This window comes from Streptomyces sp. Edi4 (assembly GCF_040253615.1).
Lineage (GTDB): Bacteria > Actinomycetota > Actinomycetes > Streptomycetales > Streptomycetaceae > Streptomyces.
In genome coordinates, this window is record NZ_JBEJGY010000004.1 from 5,158,792 (window position 1) to 5,175,737 (window position 16,946).

Below are 16,946 nucleotides of genomic sequence, written 5' to 3' on the forward strand. Positions count from 1 at the left end.
GCCCACCGTGCCCCGGGAGATGGCCGCCACCGTCGCGTTCGTGGAGAGCCCGGTCCAGCTGCTCAACGTCCTGGAGTGGGCGCACGCGCCAGGGCCGCTGCTGGACGGCGTGCCCGTGCAGCAGCGCGCCACGCAGGACCTGGCGGGCCTGACCGTCGTGGTGCTCTCGCCGACCGACCCCATGTCACGCGGCCAGCTGCGCCGGATGGCCGAACTGGCCCGTGACGCGGGCGCGACGGTGCGGTGGGAGGAGGCGCGCGGCGGTCTCACGGCGCCGCTGCACACGGTGGCCGGGCTCACCCCGACGCTGCGGCGCGCGGAGCGGATCGTCATCGGCGACCCCTTCTCGCGCTATGTACAACTGCTCCTGACCGTGGCCGGCGCCCGCGACCTGGTGGTCGTCGACGACGGCACGGCCACGATGGAGTTCGTCTCCCAACTCGCGGGCGGAGAACGCCTGGTGCGCTGGCACCGGCGCGGCAGCAGGGCCGGCGCGCGCGACCTGGTGTTCGCGCCGGTCTCCGCCGCCGCCCGGCGCCGGCTCACCCCCGGGGCGCGGCACGGCGTCGAAGTGTTCAGCGCGATGCCCATAGAGGCGCCCGACGGGGTCACGGTCACGGCCAACACCTTCGGCTGGACCCGTGCGCGCTTCGGGCCGCCGAGGCTGACCAAGGGGGCCGATCTGGTGGGGACTTCGCTGGTGGAGACCGGCGTCGTGGACCCCGGGAGCTATCTCGACGCCGTCGGCCAGCTGGCCGCCAGGCACGGGGTGACCCGCTACTTCGCGCACCGCAGGGAGTCGGCGGACAAACTGCACGCCCTGCACGCCCGCACGGGCCTCGAAATAGTCCGGCCCGATCTGCCGCTCGAACTGATAGCCCGGCGCGGGCCCGTGGGCCGTACGGTCCTCAGCTTTCCCTCCACCGTCGTCCACACGCTGCCCCTCGCGCTCGCGGGCACGGGCGTGTCCGTCGTGGTCTGCGACATCGACCCGCGCTGGCTGACCGAGCGGGCGTCCCCCCGGGCGCAGGGCTTCCTCGACGGCGTGACGGGGGCGGCGCGCAAGGCCCACGGGCTCGCGACGGTGGCGGCCTGAATCTTGCGCGCACCGGCCCGGCTCCACGCGGAGGCTGTGCGCCGAGGCTGTGCGCGAAGGGGAGGGCCGGCCCCGGGCATCGGGCAAAAGGACGAAATACAGTACCCAGGCGACGCGATCGCCATGCGCCAGGTGACCCGCTTTCTTTCCCCTATGCGACTGAACTTTTGTTGATCGCGAGCGAGTTGACCCTCGAAAAGGCCTACCCTCAACGAGTGAACCACTTGATGTCCCGTGAGTCCGAAGCCGATCTGCCCGGCGAAGCACCGCTGCCCGGCGAGCTGAGCGAGGCCCTGTGTGCCGAACTCATCGCCTTCCGCCGGGACTTGCACATGCATCCCGAGCTGGGCAATCAGGAGTTCAGGACCACCGCCGCGATCAGAGCCCGCCTCGAAGCGGCCGGCCTGGAACCCCGCGTCCTGCCGGGCGGCACCGGACTCATCTGTGACATCGGGACCGCGACCGGGCCGAAGGGCGGCGGCGCGAGCAAGGGCGGCGCCCCCCGCCCGATGCTCGCCCTGCGCGCGGACATCGACGCCCTGCCCATCCCCGACGCCAAGGCGGGCGTTTCCTACCGCTCCACCGTGCCCGACCGCGCGCACGCCTGCGGTCACGACGTGCACACCACCACCGTCCTGGGCGCCGGCCTGGTCCTGGCCGCCCTGCACCGCGAGGGCCGCCTCCCCGCGCCCGTACGGCTGCTCTTCCAGCCCGCAGAAGAGGTGCTGCCGGGCGGCGCCGCCGACGCCATCGTGGCGGGCGTCCTCGACGGGGTGGGCCGGATCATCGCCGTGCACTGCGACCCGCGCGTGGACGCCGGCCGGATCGGGCTGCGCACCGGCGCCATCACCTCCGCCTGCGACCGCCTGGAGGTCGCCCTCGACGGGCCCGGCGGACACACCGCCCGCCCGCACCTGACCACCGATCTGGTGACCGCCGTCGCGCGGGTCGCCGCCGACGTGCCGGCGCTGCTCGCCCGCCGCGTCGACGCCCGCGCGGGCCTCGCCCTGACCTGGGGCCGCATCGAGTCGGGCCACGCCTGCAACGTGATCCCGATGCACGCCGAGCTGGCCGGCACCGTGCGCTGCCTGGACCTCGCGGCCTGGCGCGACGCGCCCGACCTCGTACACGCCGCGATCGACGAGGTGGCCACCCTGCACGGGGCCAAATCGGAGATCAACTACGTCCGAGGGGTGCCCCCGGTCGTCAACGATCCCGCCATCACCGAACTGCTGCACGACGCCATGACCGCCCGCCGGGGCGCCTTCTCGGTCGAGGACACGGAGCAGTCACTGGGTGGCGAGGACTTTTCGTGGTACCTGGAGCACGTACCTGGGGCGATGGCCCGGCTCGGGGTCCGTACGCCCGGCTCCCATGCCCGGCTTGACCTCCATCGGGGTGATTTCGACGCGGACGAAGCCGCGATCAAGGTCGGGGTGGAGCTCTTCACCGCCGCCGCGCTCCTGGATGGCAACCGCTCGTAACCGGACACTTCATCCCCTGTTCGCGACGATCCGATAACGGCTTCCGAACAGGGCTTTACGCGACATCTACGCGCGTTACGATCCGACGCGAAACCAGCGCCGGTAGGGGCGCCTCGGTTCAGGTTTGAAGGGACCTCCTCTTGCGCCGGGTATCCAAGATCGCTGCCGCGGGTGTCGCCACCGCAGCGCTCGCGCTTTCCGCCACCGCCTGTGGCTCCACGTCCTCCCAGAAGGACTCGGGCACCTCCTCGTCGTCCTCCACGGGCGGCAAGGGCGTCAAGATCGGTGTCGCGTACGACGTCGGCGGCCGTGGCGACCACTCGTTCAACGACTCCGCCGCGCGCGGCATCGACAAGGCCAAGTCCGAGTTCGGCGGCTCCGTGAAGGAGCTGACCGCCAAGACGACCGACACCGAGGCGGACCGCGAGCAGCGGCTCACCGACCTGGCGGGCGCGGGCTACAACCCGGTCATCGGCATCGGCTACGCGTACGCGACCTCGATGAAGAAGGTGGCGGACAAGTACCCGAACACCACCTTCGGCATCGTCGACTCCGTCGTCGAGGGCCCCAAGAACATCGACAACATCGTCTTCACCGAGGAGCAGGGCTCCTACCTCGCGGGTGTCGCCGCGGCGCTGAAGTCCAAGACGGGCCACGTCGGCTTCATCGGCGGTGTGGACGTCCCCCTGATCAAGAAGTTCGAGGCGGGCTTCAACCAGGGCGTCAAGGACACCAAGCCGGACGTCAAGATCGACAACCAGTACCTGTCGCACGGCTCGGACACCTCCGGCTTCGCCAGCCCCGACAAGGGCAAGGAAGCCGCGCAGGGCATGCTGGACAACGGCGCCGATGTGATCTACACGGCGGCCGGCTCCTCCGGCACCGGCGCGATCGAGGCCGTCGCGGGCAAGAAGGGCGCCTGGGCGATCGGTGTCGACTCCGACCAGTACCAGCAGGCCTCGCTGTCCAAGTACAAGAACTCGATCCTGACCTCGGTCGTCAAGAACGTCGACATCGGCGTCTACGACCTGATCAAGTCGATCAAGGACGGCAAGCCGCTGGTCGGCACCAACAGCTACCCGCTGGCCAAGGGCGGCGTCTCGCTCGCCACGAGCGGTGGCTTCATCGACGACCTGAAGCCGCAGCTCGACGCGGCCCAGAAGAAGATCGTCGACGGCACCATCAAGGTCAAGACCACCCCGTGATCCATGGCGGTCGCTGACCGCCCCGTCACGAACCGGCCCGGTGGGCAGGGACCGCCCTGCCCACCGGGCCGTAACGAAGTGTCAACTCTACGCGCGTAGGCCGGAGTTGGCGCGCCGTGAGTGTGCTGAACTACTACGCCGGGACCCGGCGTGGCACACCAGTACGCTTCCCGGCTTCCCCGGAAGCTCCCCGCCCCCCTGCTCCTGCCCACGAGGAGAGTGCGCCATCAACGCGTCCAGCCCTCCCGCCGTCGAACTGCGCGGCATCACCAAACGATTCCCCGGTGTCGTCGCCAACAAGGACATCGACATCACCGTCCGCAAGGGCACCGTGCACGCCCTGTGCGGTGAGAACGGCGCCGGCAAGTCGACCCTGATGAAGATCCTCTACGGCATGCAGAAGCCGGACGAGGGCACCATCACCATCGACGGCACCCAGGCCTCCTTCGCCGGCCCGGCGGACGCCATCGCGCTCGGCATCGGCATGGTCCACCAGCACTTCATGCTGGCCGACAACCTGACCGTCCTGGAGAACGTCGTCCTCGGCGGCGAGAAGCTGTACGGCATCGGCTCCAAGGCCCGCAACAAGATCAAGGAGATCTCGGACGCGTACGGCCTCGGCGTGCGACCCGACGTCCTGGTCGAGGACCTGGGTGTGGCCGACCGCCAGCGCGTGGAGATCCTGAAGGTCCTCTACCGCGGCGCCCGCACCCTCATCCTCGACGAGCCGACCGCGGTCCTCGTGCCCCAGGAGGTCGAAGCCCTCTTCGACAACCTGCGCGAGCTCAAGGCCGAGGGTCTGACCGTCATCTTCATCTCGCACAAGCTCGGCGAGGTGCTGTCGGTCGCCGACGAGATCACGGTGATCCGGCGCGGCACCACGGTCGGCACCGCCGATCCCCGCACGACCACCACCAAGCAGCTCGCCGAGCTCATGGTGGGCAGCGAGCTGCCCTCGCCCGAGACCCGCGAGTCGACGGTCACCACGGTGCCCATGCTCCAGGTCAGCGACCTGCGCCTGGCGGCCACCGACCCCGACGGCGTGGTGCGCGAGGTGCTGTCCTCGGTGTCCTTCACCATCCACAAGGGCGAGGTGCTCGGCATCGCGGGCGTCGAGGGCAACGGCCAGGCCGAACTGGTCGAGGCCATCATGGGCATGCGCCTGCCCGACGGCGGCGTCATCACCCTGGACACCGCCGACATCTCGACCGCCCCCACGCGCAAGCGCCGCGAGGGCGGCATCGGCTACATCCCCGAGGACCGCCACCGCCACGGCCTGCTCCTGGAAGCGCCGCTGTGGGAGAACCGCATCCTCGGCCACGTCACCGAGAAGCCCAACTCCAGGGGCGCCCTCCTCGACAACGGGGCCGCCCGCAAGGACACCGAGCGGATCGTGCGCGAGTACGACGTGCGCACCCCCGGCATCGAGGTCACCGCGGCGTCCCTGTCCGGCGGCAACCAGCAGAAGCTGATCGTCGGCCGCGAGATGAGCCACCACCCCAAGCTGCTGATCGCCGCGCACCCGACCCGGGGCGTGGACGTCGGCGCCCAGGCGCAGATCTGGGACCAGATCCGCGAGGCCCGCCGTGAAGGCCTCGCCGTCCTGCTGATCTCCGCCGACCTGGACGAGCTGATCGGCCTGTCCGACACCCTGCGGGTGATGTACCGGGGCCGTCTGGTCGCCGACGCCGACCCCGCCACGATCACCCCCGAGGAACTGGGCTCCGCCATGACCGGTGCCGCCAGCGGCCACCTGGAGCACCAGCACAACACTGGGGGAGAGGACCGATGAAGAAGCTCACCTCCCGCATCGACAAGGAGAAGCTGCTCCTCGCGATCGCGGCGCCGCTGCTCGCGCTCGTCGCGGCCCTTGTCGTCACCGCCCTGATCATCCTCGCCACCGGCAGGAACCCGTTCCCGGCCTTCAACGACATGCTGTCGTACGGCTCGGCGAGCGACAGCCAGGTCTACATCCTCAACAAGGCGACGACGTACTACCTCGCGGGCATCGCGGTGGCCATCGGCTTCCGGATGAACCTCTTCAACATCGGTGTGGACGGCCAGTACCGCCTCGCGGCCTTCCTCGCCGCGGTGGTCGGCGGCGCGCTGAACCTGCCCGGCATCGTGCAGATCCCGGTCATCATCGTCGTCGCCATGCTGGTCGGCGCGATGTGGTCGGCGGTCGCGGGCGTCCTGAAGGTCACCCGGGGCGTCAGCGAGGTCATCTCGACCATCATGCTGAACGCCATCGCGACCGCGATCATCGCCTATCTGCTCCAGCCCGACCGGCTCGGCCAGCTCGACCAGGCCGGCACCCTGGTCTCCACCAAGCCGCTGCCCAGCTCGTCGTGGTTCTTCACCCTGGACATGGGCCCGGCCGGACAGCTGTGGGGCTTCATCGTCGTCGCGGTCCTGGTCGGCGTGGCGTACTGGTTCACCCTCGGCCGTACCCGCTTCGGGTTCGACCTGCGGGCCGTGGGCCAGTCCGAGTCGGCCGCCGCCGCCAGCGGCGCCGACGTCAAGAAGATGATCGTCACCAGCATGATCATCTCGGGCGCCGTGGCCGGTCTCGTCGGCATGCCGACGCTGCTCAACGACAGCCACCAGTTCGACAACAGCTTCCCGCTCGGCCTCGGCTTCACGGGCATCGCCATCGCCCTGCTCGGCCGCAACCACCCGGTGGGCGTCGCGCTCGCCGCCCTGCTCTGGGGCTACCTGGAGCGCACCACAGGACACTTCGAAGTGATCGGCTACGACAAGGAGATCCTCGGCGTGATCCAGGGCGTCATCGTCCTGTGCGTCGTGATCGCCTACGAACTCGTCCGCCGTTACGGCCTCAAGCGCCAGCAGCAGCGCGTCGGCGCCGAGCTCGCGGCCCAGGCCGCCAAGACCGAGACGGAGGTGACGGCATGAGCGTCACGACCGACACGACCACGACCCCACCGCCTCCGGCCGGGGTCAAGCGGGGCAACGCCACGCGCAAGTTCTCCCTCGCGCAGGTCCTGATGATCATCGCGGGCGCGCTGATCCTCGTCTCCGCCGTACGCGTCATCACCGGCGCCGAACAGCTCACCAGCGAGGGCCAGATCAGCGCCGCGCTCGGGCTCGCCGTGCCGATCGGGCTCGCGGGCCTGGCCGGCCTGTGGTCGGAGCGGGCCGGCGTGGTCAACATCGGCCTCGAAGGCATGATGATCCTCGGCACGTTCGGCGCCGGCTGGGTCGGCTGGCAGTCGAGCCCCTGGCTCGGCCTGCTCGCCGGTATCGGCTTCGGCGTCCTCGGCGGCCTGATCCACGCGGTCGCCACCATCACCTTCGGCGTCGACCACATCGTCTCCGGTGTCGCGGTCAACCTGCTCGCGCTCGGCGTGACGCAGTACCTGGCCAAGCTGTTCTTCAACGGTGGCGAGGCCCAGGTCAAGGGCGGCAACCCCAAGCAGTCGCCGCCCGCCGACCCCCTGCCCAGCTTCAGCGTCCCGGGCCTGTCCTCGGGCCTGGAATCGATCCAGAACCGCCACTGGTTCCTGGTCTCCGATCTCGCCGGCATCATCGGCGGCCTGCTCACCGACGTCTCCTGGGTCACCGTCATCGCCGTCGCGCTGTTCGTCGGCACCTGGTGGCTGCTGTGGAAGACGGCCTTCGGCCTGCGTCTGCGCTCCTGCGGCGAGAACCCGATCGCGGCCGAATCCCTCGGCGTGAACGTGTACTCCTACAAGTACGCGGCGGTCGCCGTCTCCGGCGGCCTCGCCGGCCTCGGCGGCGCCTTCCTCGCCCTGGTCACCTCGCACATCTACCTGGAGAACCAGACCGGCGGCCGCGGCTACATCGGCCTCGCCGCGATGATCTTCGGCAACTGGCGGCCGGGCGGACTCGCCATGGGCGCGGGCCTGTTCGGCTTCTCCGACGCGCTCCAGCTGCGCAATGGCGGCCCCACGGTGCACGCCCTGCTGCTCCTGCTCGTCGTGCTGCTCGCGGCGCTGGCGGGCTGGAAGGCGTACAAGAAGGCCATGATCCAGGCCGCGATCAGCGCGGTGATGGCCGTGCTCATCCTGGTCTGGTACCTGGTCACCGACGACGTGCCCGGCGACTTCGTCGGCGCGACGCCCTACGTGGTGACGCTGCTGGTCCTCTCGCTCTCCGCCCAGCGCCTGCGGATGCCCAAGGCGGACGGCATGCGCTACCGGAAGGGCCAGGGCAAATGACGCCCACGCCCGACTGGGAGGCCCTGCGCACGGCCGCGCGCGAGGCCATGTCCCGCGCCTACGCGCCGTACTCGGGCTACCCGGTCGGCGCGGCGGCCCTGGTGGACGACGGGCGCACGGTCACCGGCTGCAACGTCGAGAACGCCTCGTACGGCATCGGCCTGTGCGCCGAGTGCGGGCTCGTCTCGGCGCTCCAGCTCTCCGGCGGCGGCCGCCTGACGCACTTCACCTGCGTCGACGGCCACGGCGACGTGCTGGTGCCGTGCGGCCGCTGCCGTCAGCTGCTCTTCGAATTCGGCGGCCCGGACCTCCTGTTGGAGACCCCGAAGGGTGTGCTCACGCTCGCCGAGATGCTGCCCCAGGCCTTCGGCCCGGACCACCTGAAGTAACCTCGCGGCCCCCGCACCACGCGTGCGGGGGCCGCACTCTCAACTCCCCTCTATGCGCGTAGAGTCGCGTAGGTACCCATGTGTGCGGACGTACCAACGTGTGTGTACGTACCCACCTGCACCAAGCCGGAAGGAATGCCATGGACGTCATCTCCGTCATCCGCACCAAGCGAGACCGGGGCGAGCTGTCTCCCGAGCAGATCGACTGGGTCATCGACGCGTACACGCGCGGGGTGGTCGCCGATGAGCAGATGTCCGCCCTGGCCATGGCGATCCTCCTCAACGGCATGAACCGCAAGGAGATCGCCCGCTGGACGGCGGCCATGATCGCCTCCGGCGAGCGCATGAACTTCGACTCCCTCTCGCGCCCGACCGCCGACAAGCACTCCACCGGCGGAGTCGGCGACAAGATCACCCTGCCGCTCGCCCCGCTGGTCGCCGCGTGCGGCGCGGCCGTGCCGCAGCTCTCGGGCCGGGGTCTTGGCCACACCGGCGGCACCCTGGACAAGCTGGAGTCCATCCCCGGCTGGCGCGCGCTGCTCTCCAACGAGGAGATGCTGAACGTCCTGGACACCACCGGCGCGGTCATCTGCGCGGCGGGCGACGGCCTGGCCCCGGCGGACAAGAAGCTGTACGCGCTGCGCGACGTGACCGGCACGGTGGAAGCGATCCCCCTGATCGCCTCGTCCATCATGTCGAAGAAGATCGCGGAGGGTACCGGCTCCCTCGTCCTGGACGTGAAGGTCGGCACCGGCGCGTTCATGAAGACCATCGAGGACGCGCGTGAACTCGCCTCCACGATGGTCGCGTTGGGCACGGACAGCGGCGTCAAGACGGTGGCCCTGCTCACCGACATGTCCACCCCGCTCGGCCTCACGGCGGGCAACGCCCTGGAAGTGCGGGAATCCGTCGAGGTGTTGGCGGGCGGCGGCCCCGCCGACGTCGTCGAGCTCACCATCGCGCTGGCCCGCGAGATGCTGGACGCGGCGGGCATCAAGGACGCCGACCCGGCCAAGGCCCTCGCGGACGGCTCCGCGATGGACGTGTGGCGCCGGATGATCGCGGCGCAGGGCGGCGACCCGGACGCGAAGCTCCCCGTGGCGCGCGAGCAGCACGTCGTGACCGCGCCCTCCTCGGGCGTCCTGACCCGCCTGGACGCGTACGACATCGGCGTCGCCGCCTGGCGCCTCGGCGCGGGCCGCGCCCGCAAGGAGGACCCGGTGCAGGCGGGCGCGGGCGTCGAGCTCCACGCCAAGCCCGGCGACACGGTGACGGCCGGCCAGCCGCTGCTGACCCTGCACACGGACACGCCGGAGAAGTTCGCGTACGCGCTGGAGTCGTTGGGTGGCTCCTACGACGTGGCGCCGGCGGGAACGGCCTTCTCGGCGACCCCGATCGTGCGGGAACGTATCGCTTGACCTGCGCGTTTGGGCTGACGCCCTCGTATGGGTGAACGGGACCGGTGGACCATCGCCGGTCCCGTTCGGCATGCTGGACTGCGTGACGAACCGACGTAGGGAGACCGCCATGAGCGCACTCACGGTTGGCCACGACCCCGGCCAGGGTTGGGACGACGTCGTCCGCCTCTGGGAGGGGACGGACTGGCCCGAGGGCTGCAAGGTGGAGATCATCGAGGGGATCGTCACCGTGTCACCACCGCCGTCCAATGCCCACAACGACATCGCCGACAGTGTTCAGCGGCGCTTGTACGGGGCCATCCCCGAAGACTGGGGGATCTATCAGACGCTGGGAGCGGCAGTGCCCTCCCGCAGCAGTCTGTACATCCCCGACCTCGCCGTGGTGCCGAAGGGCCTCTTGCACGAAGGGTCCGGCAGCTACATCTCGGCGGCCGCAGCCGAGTTGGTCGTGGAGATCACCTCGAAGGCCAACGCGGTCCACGACCGCGTGACGAAGGCGGCGGGCTATGCCTCCGCGGGCGTTCCGCTCTACCTCCTCATCGACCGCTGGGCTCCGGCCGGCCCCATGACCACGCTCTATGGCGAGCCGAAGGGCGATGTCTACCGGGTTCTGGAGACGGTCAAGTTCGGTGAGGTGATCCGGCTGCCCGCGCCGTTCGGACCGGGGCTGGACACGGGGGCTTTTCCTGTCGACTAGGAGCCGGTCCCAGCAGGACCGGGGCCACGGCCCTGCTGGGACCGCGACGCACTGTGAGGCCACGTCCGGGTGAACGAGATCGTGCACCCGTCATCGTCCCGTTCGGCGTGCTGGACTGCGTGTTGAACCGACGTAGGGGGCCGCCGTGGGCGCGATTGCCGTCGATCACTCGGGGAGTGGCGATGAGTGGGACGACGTCCTCCGGACCTGGGAGGGGACGGACGCACCCGAGGGCCGGAAGGTGGAGATCCTTGACGGGGTGATCACCGTGGCGCCCATGCCGTCCGGGGGACACGTCGACGCCGTGCTCCTCGACCCCTGGCACTCGGACAGGCCGGCCCCGACGCTCTACCGCGCGCCCGAACACGGCACCTACCGGGTCCTCGACATCGTCGAGTACGGCGCGAAGCTGACGCTTCCAGCACCCTTCGACCTGGAAGTCGACACCGGGGAATTCCCGGTCCTCTAGGCGGGGCGGGCCGCTCGCTCCGGCCTACCGATGACTTCCGCGACCCGCCGGGGTCTCATCGGTGTGGAACCCATCGATCCCCCGGAGCGGCCCGCCGTCCTCAGCGTGCCCGACCCCCTCACCTTCGCCGACGTACCCCTCCTGTGCGAGCGGCTGCGTGGGCTGTACGGGGCCGGGGCGCGGGAGGTGGTGTGCGACTTCGGCGCGGTGACCCGGGCCGACCTGGCCGTGGTCGAGGCCGTGGCCCGGCTGCGGCTCACGGCTCGGCGGGCCGGGGGACGGGTGGTGCTGCGCAACGCGGGGGCGGGGTTGGTGGCGCTGCTCGATCTGGCGGGGCTGGGGCTGGACTCCCCGTAACACCCGGGCCGCACGCGGCCGAACGTCCCGGTGCGGGGCCCGGTGGACGTCCCGACACGGGGTCCGGCGAGCGGACGGCCGACGTGCGATGACGGCCTTCCTCGTCAATGTCAATGAATGTCGTGGTCGGGGTGCGTCCGGTCGTACGCCTGCCTGGCTTCGGCGATGGCGCCCCGGTGGGCCAGAGACCAGTCGGCGAGTGCCTTGACCAGGTGGGTCAGGCCGGCTCCGGTCTCGGTGAGCCGGTAGTCGACCTGCGCCGGGACGGTCGGATACACGGTGCGCAGTACGAGGCCGTCACGTTCGAGTCTGCGGACGGTGAGGGTGAGCATGCGCTGGGAGATGCCGTCGACGGCGCGTTGCAGTTCGCGGAACCGGCGCGGCCCGCCCGCGAGTTCGACGATCACCAGCACCGACCATTTGTCGCCGATGCGGTCCAGGACGTCCCGGATCCCGCAGTCGGGGTGGTCTTCGCGGCCACAGGGGCCAAGGGCGGCAGGAGTGGTTACCCCGGTGTGCGTGGCTGACATCAAAGTGCCTTCTTGTGGCGGGTGGGCGTGCGATGAAGGATCAAGCGTAGTTACTGATGAGAACCACGACGGAAGACTGCGAATCACATGATCTTGGTGACGGGCGCAAACGGGAACCTCGGCGCGGCCACCCTCGCGGCGCTGCGTGCGGGCGGCGCCACCGCCACGGGCGGCAGCCGCACGCCGGGCGAGGGAACGCGGCACCTCGACTTCGACGATCCGGCGAGCCTCGATCTCACCGGGGTGTCGACCCTGGTGCTGATTTCCGCCGGTTACGGCGAGGACGATCAGGTCGTCGGCCGGCACACGGCTGTCCTGGACGCCGCCGTCCGTGACGGCGTGCGCCACGTCGTGTACACGAGCCTGACCACGGCCGGCGACCACCTCGGATTCGCCCTGGCACACCGGGCCACCGAGCGCCTGGTGCGGTCGAGCGGCCTGCCGTGGACGATCCTGCGCAACGGCCTGTACGCCGAGCTCTTCGGCGGCCTGCTGATGTGGGCCGGTGACGCGGTGGAATCCCCGTTCGCAGAGGGCGCTCTGGCGGCGGTCGCGCGGGAAGACCTCGCCGATGCCGCGGCGAACGTGGCGGCGGATCCGGCGCGGCACGACGGCATGGTCTACGACCTCGTCGGCACGCCGATCACGGCGGGGCAGGTGGCGGACGAACTCGGCGTCCCGCACCACACCATCGGCCTGGGCGAGTACCGCCGAAGGCTTCTCGATGAGACGCCGGGGCTCCTGCCGTTCCAGCCCCCCATGCTCGCGTCGATCGCCACGGGCATCCGCCACGGCTTCCTGAACGGCACCACTCCCGACCTCGCGCATCTTCTCGGCCGCCCGGCCCGCGACCCGTTGACCACGGCGGTCGCCGTCGCGTCCGCCACACGGGCAGAGGCAAGCCTCTAGCACCGCACCCCGTGCTGATCAGTGAACTCCCCGTACGGGTGGGACGCAGGTCGAACGGCGGAAACCTGCGTCCCATGTCGCCGCACGGTTGGCCTCCTCCATGCACGGTGGGTACCGCCCGCCGGTCAACGCTCCGGCCCTGCGGGGCGATCCGGCGCGGCTGAACGTATTCCGTTCCCTGCTGCTGGCCCGGCTCGGTGATGAGCCAGGGGCGGTCGCCGCACAGGACGCGGTCCGCGCGGAGCTCCCCCCGGCTCTGCCACGCTCCGCCACGCATCTGGATATGCACCGGGGCTTGATGCTGGCGCGTGCCGGAGACCGGCAGGGAGGCGCCGCTTACGCGCTGGCGGCCATGGACGCATTGCTGCCCGAGAAGCACAGCCTCACTTTGCGCATGCTCATGCGTGAGATCCAGGGGTGAGGGGAGGCCCGCCATCCCACCCCGCCGAAGTGGCGGGGCGCGTCGATGGCAGACGGCCATCGCCGACCGGAAGTCGGTTGAACTGCTCGGCACTGGCTGCCCAGTCCTTGTGGCGGGAGCTCGCCACCACGGTGGGTGCGGGGCTCCCGCGCCGGGATGATTCGGTGTTCGGCGTGCCGTACTACGGAACCCTAGGCCGGGTCTCGCCGGCCTTGACGCACCGAAGGTGCCAATGGGCGATACGACGCGTTCCGTCCCCGTGAGCGCGCGTCCCTCGCTGGGCGGGCAGGTCCAAGGGGATGGGTTCGCGACAGGCCGGGCACGTTTCGCGCCTCGCGGTGTAGGTCACGTACTCGAACCGGACTGTCTCGGTGCCGGACACGCCTTCCATGCCAGTTGACCCTCCTTTTTTACTTCGCTTTCGCTTCGTTTGCCACGCGGTGGGCCTCCCGCGTGGGCGGTGCGCCACTGTCCGGTGAGCAACGCGCCGACCGTGCCCGCCAGTTCGGCCCCCTTGCGACCGGTACTGGACGCGGTCTGGGGGTTACTCAATGCTTCGGGTGTCGGCCCGCGCGTCCTCGGCGGCGCCGCCGAGGTGCCTGTATTCCAAGGCGTTGGCCTGGGCCCGTCGTTCCTGTTCGGCCCGGTCGGCCAGGACCACGACGGCCGTGTCCTGGACCGTGCGGGTGAAGACGGCGTGGCCGGTGTTCGCCGTGTGCTGCCGCATGGCCTGGCTCGCCTTGTCGACCTGGTCCGTCGGAAGGACCACGAAGTGGCAGGCCCCCTTCACGCACGTAGCCGAGATGCTGAAGGGTCCGTCCGGGTGGGCCATGACGCGGTAGCGCACGAACCGTGCGGCGCTCCTGATGCTCATCGGTTCCGTCGCCCCTGGACGGGAGTGTCGAGGACGTGTGCCTGGACGAGTTCGGTGGCCGAGGGGTGGCGCAGGGCCTCGGGCCGGGTGGTCCACTCCACTCCGCCACCCGGCGGCCGAAGGTACACGCTCCCCTCGAAGCGTTCCTGTACGACGCCGATTCTGTTGTCGTTCGCCGTGTCCACCGCGTATTCGGCGGTGCTTTCGGTGGCGTCCTCGGCCCGGTGCATGGTGCTGTCCACGTCCATGGCGCGGTTCCTTCCTCGGTGGTCTCTCCTGTCTCTAAGCAACCGCATGACCACGCTCAGCGGTACCGTGGATGCGGCGCGGCGGATTTATAACGTTTAAATCGCTTACTGGCGAGGGGAGTTGGCGACGATGGCAGGCATGCCGAACGATCACCTGCGGCGACTGTTCGCGGAAAGCGGCTGGACGCTCAGCCAATGGGCGCGCGCCGTGAACCTGGTCGGGAGCGAGAACGGCACGCCCCTGCGATACATCGCCTCCGCGGCACATCATTGGCTCGGGGGTACGACGCCCCGGGACCGGGTGCGGGGCTTCATCGTCGAAGCGCTGTCGCGACGGCTTCAGCGTCCCGTGACCCACGCCGAGGCGGGGTTCGGGCGTTGCTCGGCCCCGTCTGCACCCGTGCCCGATGCGGTGGAGGGGCTGGTCGAGTTGGGGAGGGGGGACATGGGCCCGTCACGGCGAGGCGTGCTCGGTGCGGGCCTGTTCTCCGTGGCCCTCACGATCCCCGGATGGCCGGACGTCGTAGGTCGTGCGGAAGCTCTGCAGTCAGGGAAGACCACGCGTATCGGCCCGCACGACGTCGACATGGTCGTCGCCATGACCGAGCGCGTTTCCGATCTGGACGACGAGTTCGGAGGACGGTACGCACGCCCCATGGCTGCCGCCTTTCTGGTCAACACGGTGGCTCCCGCTCTCCGCGCCGATGGCTCCGAAGCGGTCAAGAACGCCATGCGGTCGGCCGCATCGGACCTCTGCTACCTAACCGGATACATGGCGGTGGACGAGGGCCTGCACGGGCTGGCGCAGGGCTACTACGTGAAGGCTCTTGAGCTTGCGGGGGCGGCCGACGATCACCTGACCTACTGCACCACGCTGCGGGGGATGAGCGTTCAAGCCGTCGATCTGGGGCACGGCCGAACGGCGGCGCGGCTGGCCGACTCGGCAGCTGCGGCCTCGCCTGCCGCAGGGCCGCGCATGCGGGCCTTCCTGGCCGGACAGCAAGCTCATGCCGCCGCGCAGACCGGAGACCGAGTCGGCGCGCTGCGGTACATGAGTGAGGCCGAGGTCGCCATGGACCGAGCCGAATCCCGGGGGAAGGCCTTCGGCTCGTACGATCCCGCTTCCCTTCACTACCACGTGAGCCAGGTCCGCTATGAGCTGGGTGATGTGGCGGGCGCGGTCGAGGCGATGCTGGAGTCCGATCGGACGCGGCACAATGTCTACCGGCGCTCTCGTGTGCACCGCCGGGGGCTTCTGGCCGAACGGCAGTTGCAGGTCGGACACCTTGAAGCGGCTTGCCATACCTGGGGTCTGGCGCTTGACGACTACCCGTTGGTGCAGTCCGGGCGAGCGGATGACCGGATGTCCCGCATGGCGGGGATGTTGCGGCCCCATGCCAAGAACGCGGTGGCCCGCGAATTGCTCGACCGCGCGCGTGCGGTGATGCCGGGCCGGCTCTACGGGTAGGGGTCGTGGCCCGGGTCTCGGTGCCGGCTGTTCGCGTCCCGCGCGGTTTCCCCGGCGCCGTAGGAGCACCCGGTGCCGGGGCCACGGCGGTCGCGGTGGGGCCGCGTCGCAAAAGGCACAGCTCCGCGCACCCCGCACCGAGAGGCTGCCCCCCTCAGTCGGCCGTCACCGCGTACCCCTCCGCGTCAAGGCGGGCCGGGAGGTTGAACAAGGGGAACCAGCGTTCCGTGTCCAGGAAGGACGTGATGCCCGAGACCTTGCCCCCGGTCGTTTCCAGCACCATCAGGGCCCACGGGGCGAACCCGCCCGCCGGGTCCGGGTGGTAGTGGGCGAACGCCGGCGTGCCGTTGGCCACCGTCGGCAGGAGGCGGGAGCCGCGGCAGACCGAGCCCACGCCCAGCATCCAGCCCACGATGTCGTCGTGGCCCCGCAGCCACAGGTCGTACGGCGGCATCGACAGCGTCGCGTCCTCGTGGAGCAGGGCGGTCAGGGCCGTCATGTCGTAGCCCTCGAAGGCCGCCACATAGCGGTCCAGGAGCTTCTGCTGCTCCTCGTCGAGGGGGTCGGCCGCGTCCGTCTGCTTCGGGTCGGACTCGGCCAGCGTCGAACGGGCGCGCTGGAGCGCGGAGTTGACCGAGGCGACCGTCGTGTCCAGGAGCTCGGCGACCTCCGCCGCCTTCCACGCCAGCACCTCGCGCAGGATCAGCACCGCGCGCTGCTTGGGCGGCAGGTGCTGGAGCGCCGCGACGAAGGCGAGCCGCACCGACTCGCGGGCCAGCGCCGCCTCCGCCGGGTCCTCGACAGTGGGCAGCACCCGGCCGTCCGGCACCGGCTCCAACCAGGTCACTTCCGGGCGGGAGTTGAGCTGGGCGTTGGCCACCGGGGTGGCCGCCGTCAGATCCATCGGGCGGGCCCGCTTGTTGCCTGCCGTCAGCATGTCCAGGCACACGTTGGTCGCGATGCGGTACAGCCACGAGCGCAGGGAGGAGCGGCCCTCGAACTTGTCGATGCTCCGCCACGCCCGCACCAGCGTGTCCTGCACCGCGTCCTCCGCCTCGAAGGCCGAGCCGAGCATGCGGTAGCAGTACCCCGTCAGCTCCCTGCGGTGTTCCTCCAGGCGTACGTCCAGGTCCGCCGCCGCTGCCAGATCACTCATCGGTCCACCCCGTGTCGCACCGTGCA

Annotated in this window: 18 protein-coding genes; 14 read left to right on the forward strand and 4 right to left on the reverse strand. The window is 70.3% G+C overall.

Features of this window, described 5'->3' with window-relative positions; genetic code table 11:
- The first annotated feature begins 19 nt into the window (after nucleotides 1–19).
- From ABR738_RS25510 to ABR738_RS25560, 11 genes are all read left to right on the forward strand, one after another.
- Nucleotides 20–1,096 carry a hypothetical protein gene (locus tag ABR738_RS25510; protein ID WP_350232279.1) on the forward strand — a complete coding sequence of 359 codons (1,077 nt, stop codon included), beginning with the start codon at nucleotides 20–22 and terminating at the stop codon, nucleotides 1,094–1,096.
- 227 nt (nucleotides 1,097–1,323) lie between these two features.
- Nucleotides 1,324–2,580, forward strand: coding sequence for an amidohydrolase (locus tag ABR738_RS25515; RefSeq protein WP_350234735.1), 1,257 nt, complete (start codon nucleotides 1,324–1,326; stop codon nucleotides 2,578–2,580).
- Nucleotides 2,581–2,720: 140 nt separating this feature from the next.
- On the forward strand, nucleotides 2,721–3,785 hold the full coding sequence (locus ABR738_RS25520) for a BMP family lipoprotein (protein ID WP_350232280.1): 1,065 nt from the start codon (nucleotides 2,721–2,723) through the stop codon (nucleotides 3,783–3,785).
- Nucleotides 3,786–4,041: 256 nt separating this feature from the next.
- Nucleotides 4,042–5,577: an ABC transporter ATP-binding protein gene (locus tag ABR738_RS25525; protein ID WP_350234737.1), complete on the forward strand. Its 1,536-nt coding sequence runs from the start codon at nucleotides 4,042–4,044 to the stop codon at nucleotides 5,575–5,577.
- Nucleotides 5,574–6,698 (forward strand): ABC transporter permease, encoded by a 1,125-nt coding sequence (locus ABR738_RS25530; RefSeq protein ID WP_350232281.1) that lies wholly within the window; start codon nucleotides 5,574–5,576, stop codon nucleotides 6,696–6,698. The genes ABR738_RS25525 and ABR738_RS25530 overlap by 4 nt, the downstream gene beginning before the upstream one ends.
- On the forward strand, nucleotides 6,695–7,984 hold the full coding sequence (locus ABR738_RS25535) for an ABC transporter permease (RefSeq protein WP_350232282.1): 1,290 nt from the start codon (nucleotides 6,695–6,697) through the stop codon (nucleotides 7,982–7,984). Before ABR738_RS25530 ends, ABR738_RS25535 begins: the two co-directional genes overlap by 4 nt.
- Nucleotides 7,981–8,373 carry a cytidine deaminase gene (locus ABR738_RS25540; protein ID WP_350232283.1) on the forward strand — a complete coding sequence of 131 codons (393 nt, stop codon included), beginning with the start codon at nucleotides 7,981–7,983 and terminating at the stop codon, nucleotides 8,371–8,373. Before ABR738_RS25535 ends, ABR738_RS25540 begins: the two co-directional genes overlap by 4 nt.
- Nucleotides 8,374–8,513: 140 nt before the next feature.
- A complete protein-coding gene (locus ABR738_RS25545) occupies nucleotides 8,514–9,791 on the forward strand; it encodes a thymidine phosphorylase (protein WP_350232284.1) in 1,278 nt (425 codons plus the stop codon).
- A 109-nt stretch (nucleotides 9,792–9,900) separates the two neighbouring features.
- Entirely contained in the window at nucleotides 9,901–10,488 is a 588-nt protein-coding gene (locus ABR738_RS25550; protein ID WP_350232285.1) for a Uma2 family endonuclease, read from the forward strand.
- Nucleotides 10,489–10,633: 145 nt separating this feature from the next.
- Nucleotides 10,634–10,957, forward strand: coding sequence for a hypothetical protein (locus tag ABR738_RS25555; RefSeq protein WP_350232286.1), 324 nt, complete (start codon nucleotides 10,634–10,636; stop codon nucleotides 10,955–10,957).
- Nucleotides 10,958–10,987: 30 nt separating this feature from the next.
- On the forward strand, nucleotides 10,988–11,314 hold the full coding sequence (locus ABR738_RS25560; protein ID WP_350232287.1) for an STAS domain-containing protein: 327 nt from the start codon (nucleotides 10,988–10,990) through the stop codon (nucleotides 11,312–11,314).
- Nucleotides 11,315–11,424: 110 nt separating this feature from the next.
- On the opposite strand, the gene ABR738_RS25565 is transcribed toward ABR738_RS25560, so the two are convergent.
- Complete coding sequence (locus ABR738_RS25565) at nucleotides 11,425–11,844, reverse strand: winged helix-turn-helix transcriptional regulator (RefSeq protein WP_350232288.1); 420 nt, start codon at nucleotides 11,842–11,844, stop codon at nucleotides 11,425–11,427.
- A gap of 87 nt (nucleotides 11,845–11,931) precedes the next feature.
- Between ABR738_RS25565 and ABR738_RS25570 the strand changes: the two genes are divergently transcribed.
- Both ABR738_RS25570 and ABR738_RS25575 read left to right on the forward strand, forming a co-directional pair.
- On the forward strand, nucleotides 11,932–12,753 hold the full coding sequence (locus ABR738_RS25570) for an NAD(P)H-binding protein (protein WP_350232289.1): 822 nt from the start codon (nucleotides 11,932–11,934) through the stop codon (nucleotides 12,751–12,753).
- Between the two features lie 100 nt (nucleotides 12,754–12,853).
- On the forward strand, nucleotides 12,854–13,174 hold the full coding sequence (locus ABR738_RS25575) for a hypothetical protein (RefSeq protein WP_350232290.1): 321 nt from the start codon (nucleotides 12,854–12,856) through the stop codon (nucleotides 13,172–13,174).
- Between the two features lie 544 nt (nucleotides 13,175–13,718).
- On the opposite strand, the gene ABR738_RS25580 is transcribed toward ABR738_RS25575, so the two are convergent.
- Both ABR738_RS25580 and ABR738_RS25585 read right to left on the reverse strand, forming a co-directional pair.
- On the reverse strand, nucleotides 13,719–14,048 hold the full coding sequence (locus ABR738_RS25580; protein ID WP_350232291.1) for a hypothetical protein: 330 nt from the start codon (nucleotides 14,046–14,048) through the stop codon (nucleotides 13,719–13,721).
- Nucleotides 14,045–14,296, reverse strand: a complete 252-nt coding sequence (locus ABR738_RS25585; protein ID WP_350232292.1) for a hypothetical protein — start codon at nucleotides 14,294–14,296, stop codon at nucleotides 14,045–14,047. Before ABR738_RS25585 ends, ABR738_RS25580 begins: the two co-directional genes overlap by 4 nt.
- A 139-nt stretch (nucleotides 14,297–14,435) precedes the next feature.
- Between ABR738_RS25585 and ABR738_RS25590 the strand changes: the two genes are divergently transcribed.
- Nucleotides 14,436–15,764: an NsdA family TPR-like regulatory protein gene (locus ABR738_RS25590; protein ID WP_502964137.1), complete on the forward strand. Its 1,329-nt coding sequence runs from the start codon at nucleotides 14,436–14,438 to the stop codon at nucleotides 15,762–15,764.
- A 154-nt stretch (nucleotides 15,765–15,918) separates the two neighbouring features.
- Here ABR738_RS25590 and ABR738_RS25595 read toward each other — a convergent pair whose 3' ends face one another.
- Nucleotides 15,919–16,920, reverse strand: a complete 1,002-nt coding sequence (locus tag ABR738_RS25595) for a sigma-70 family RNA polymerase sigma factor (RefSeq protein ID WP_350232294.1) — start codon at nucleotides 16,918–16,920, stop codon at nucleotides 15,919–15,921.
- Nucleotides 16,921–16,946: the final 26 nt, after the last annotated feature.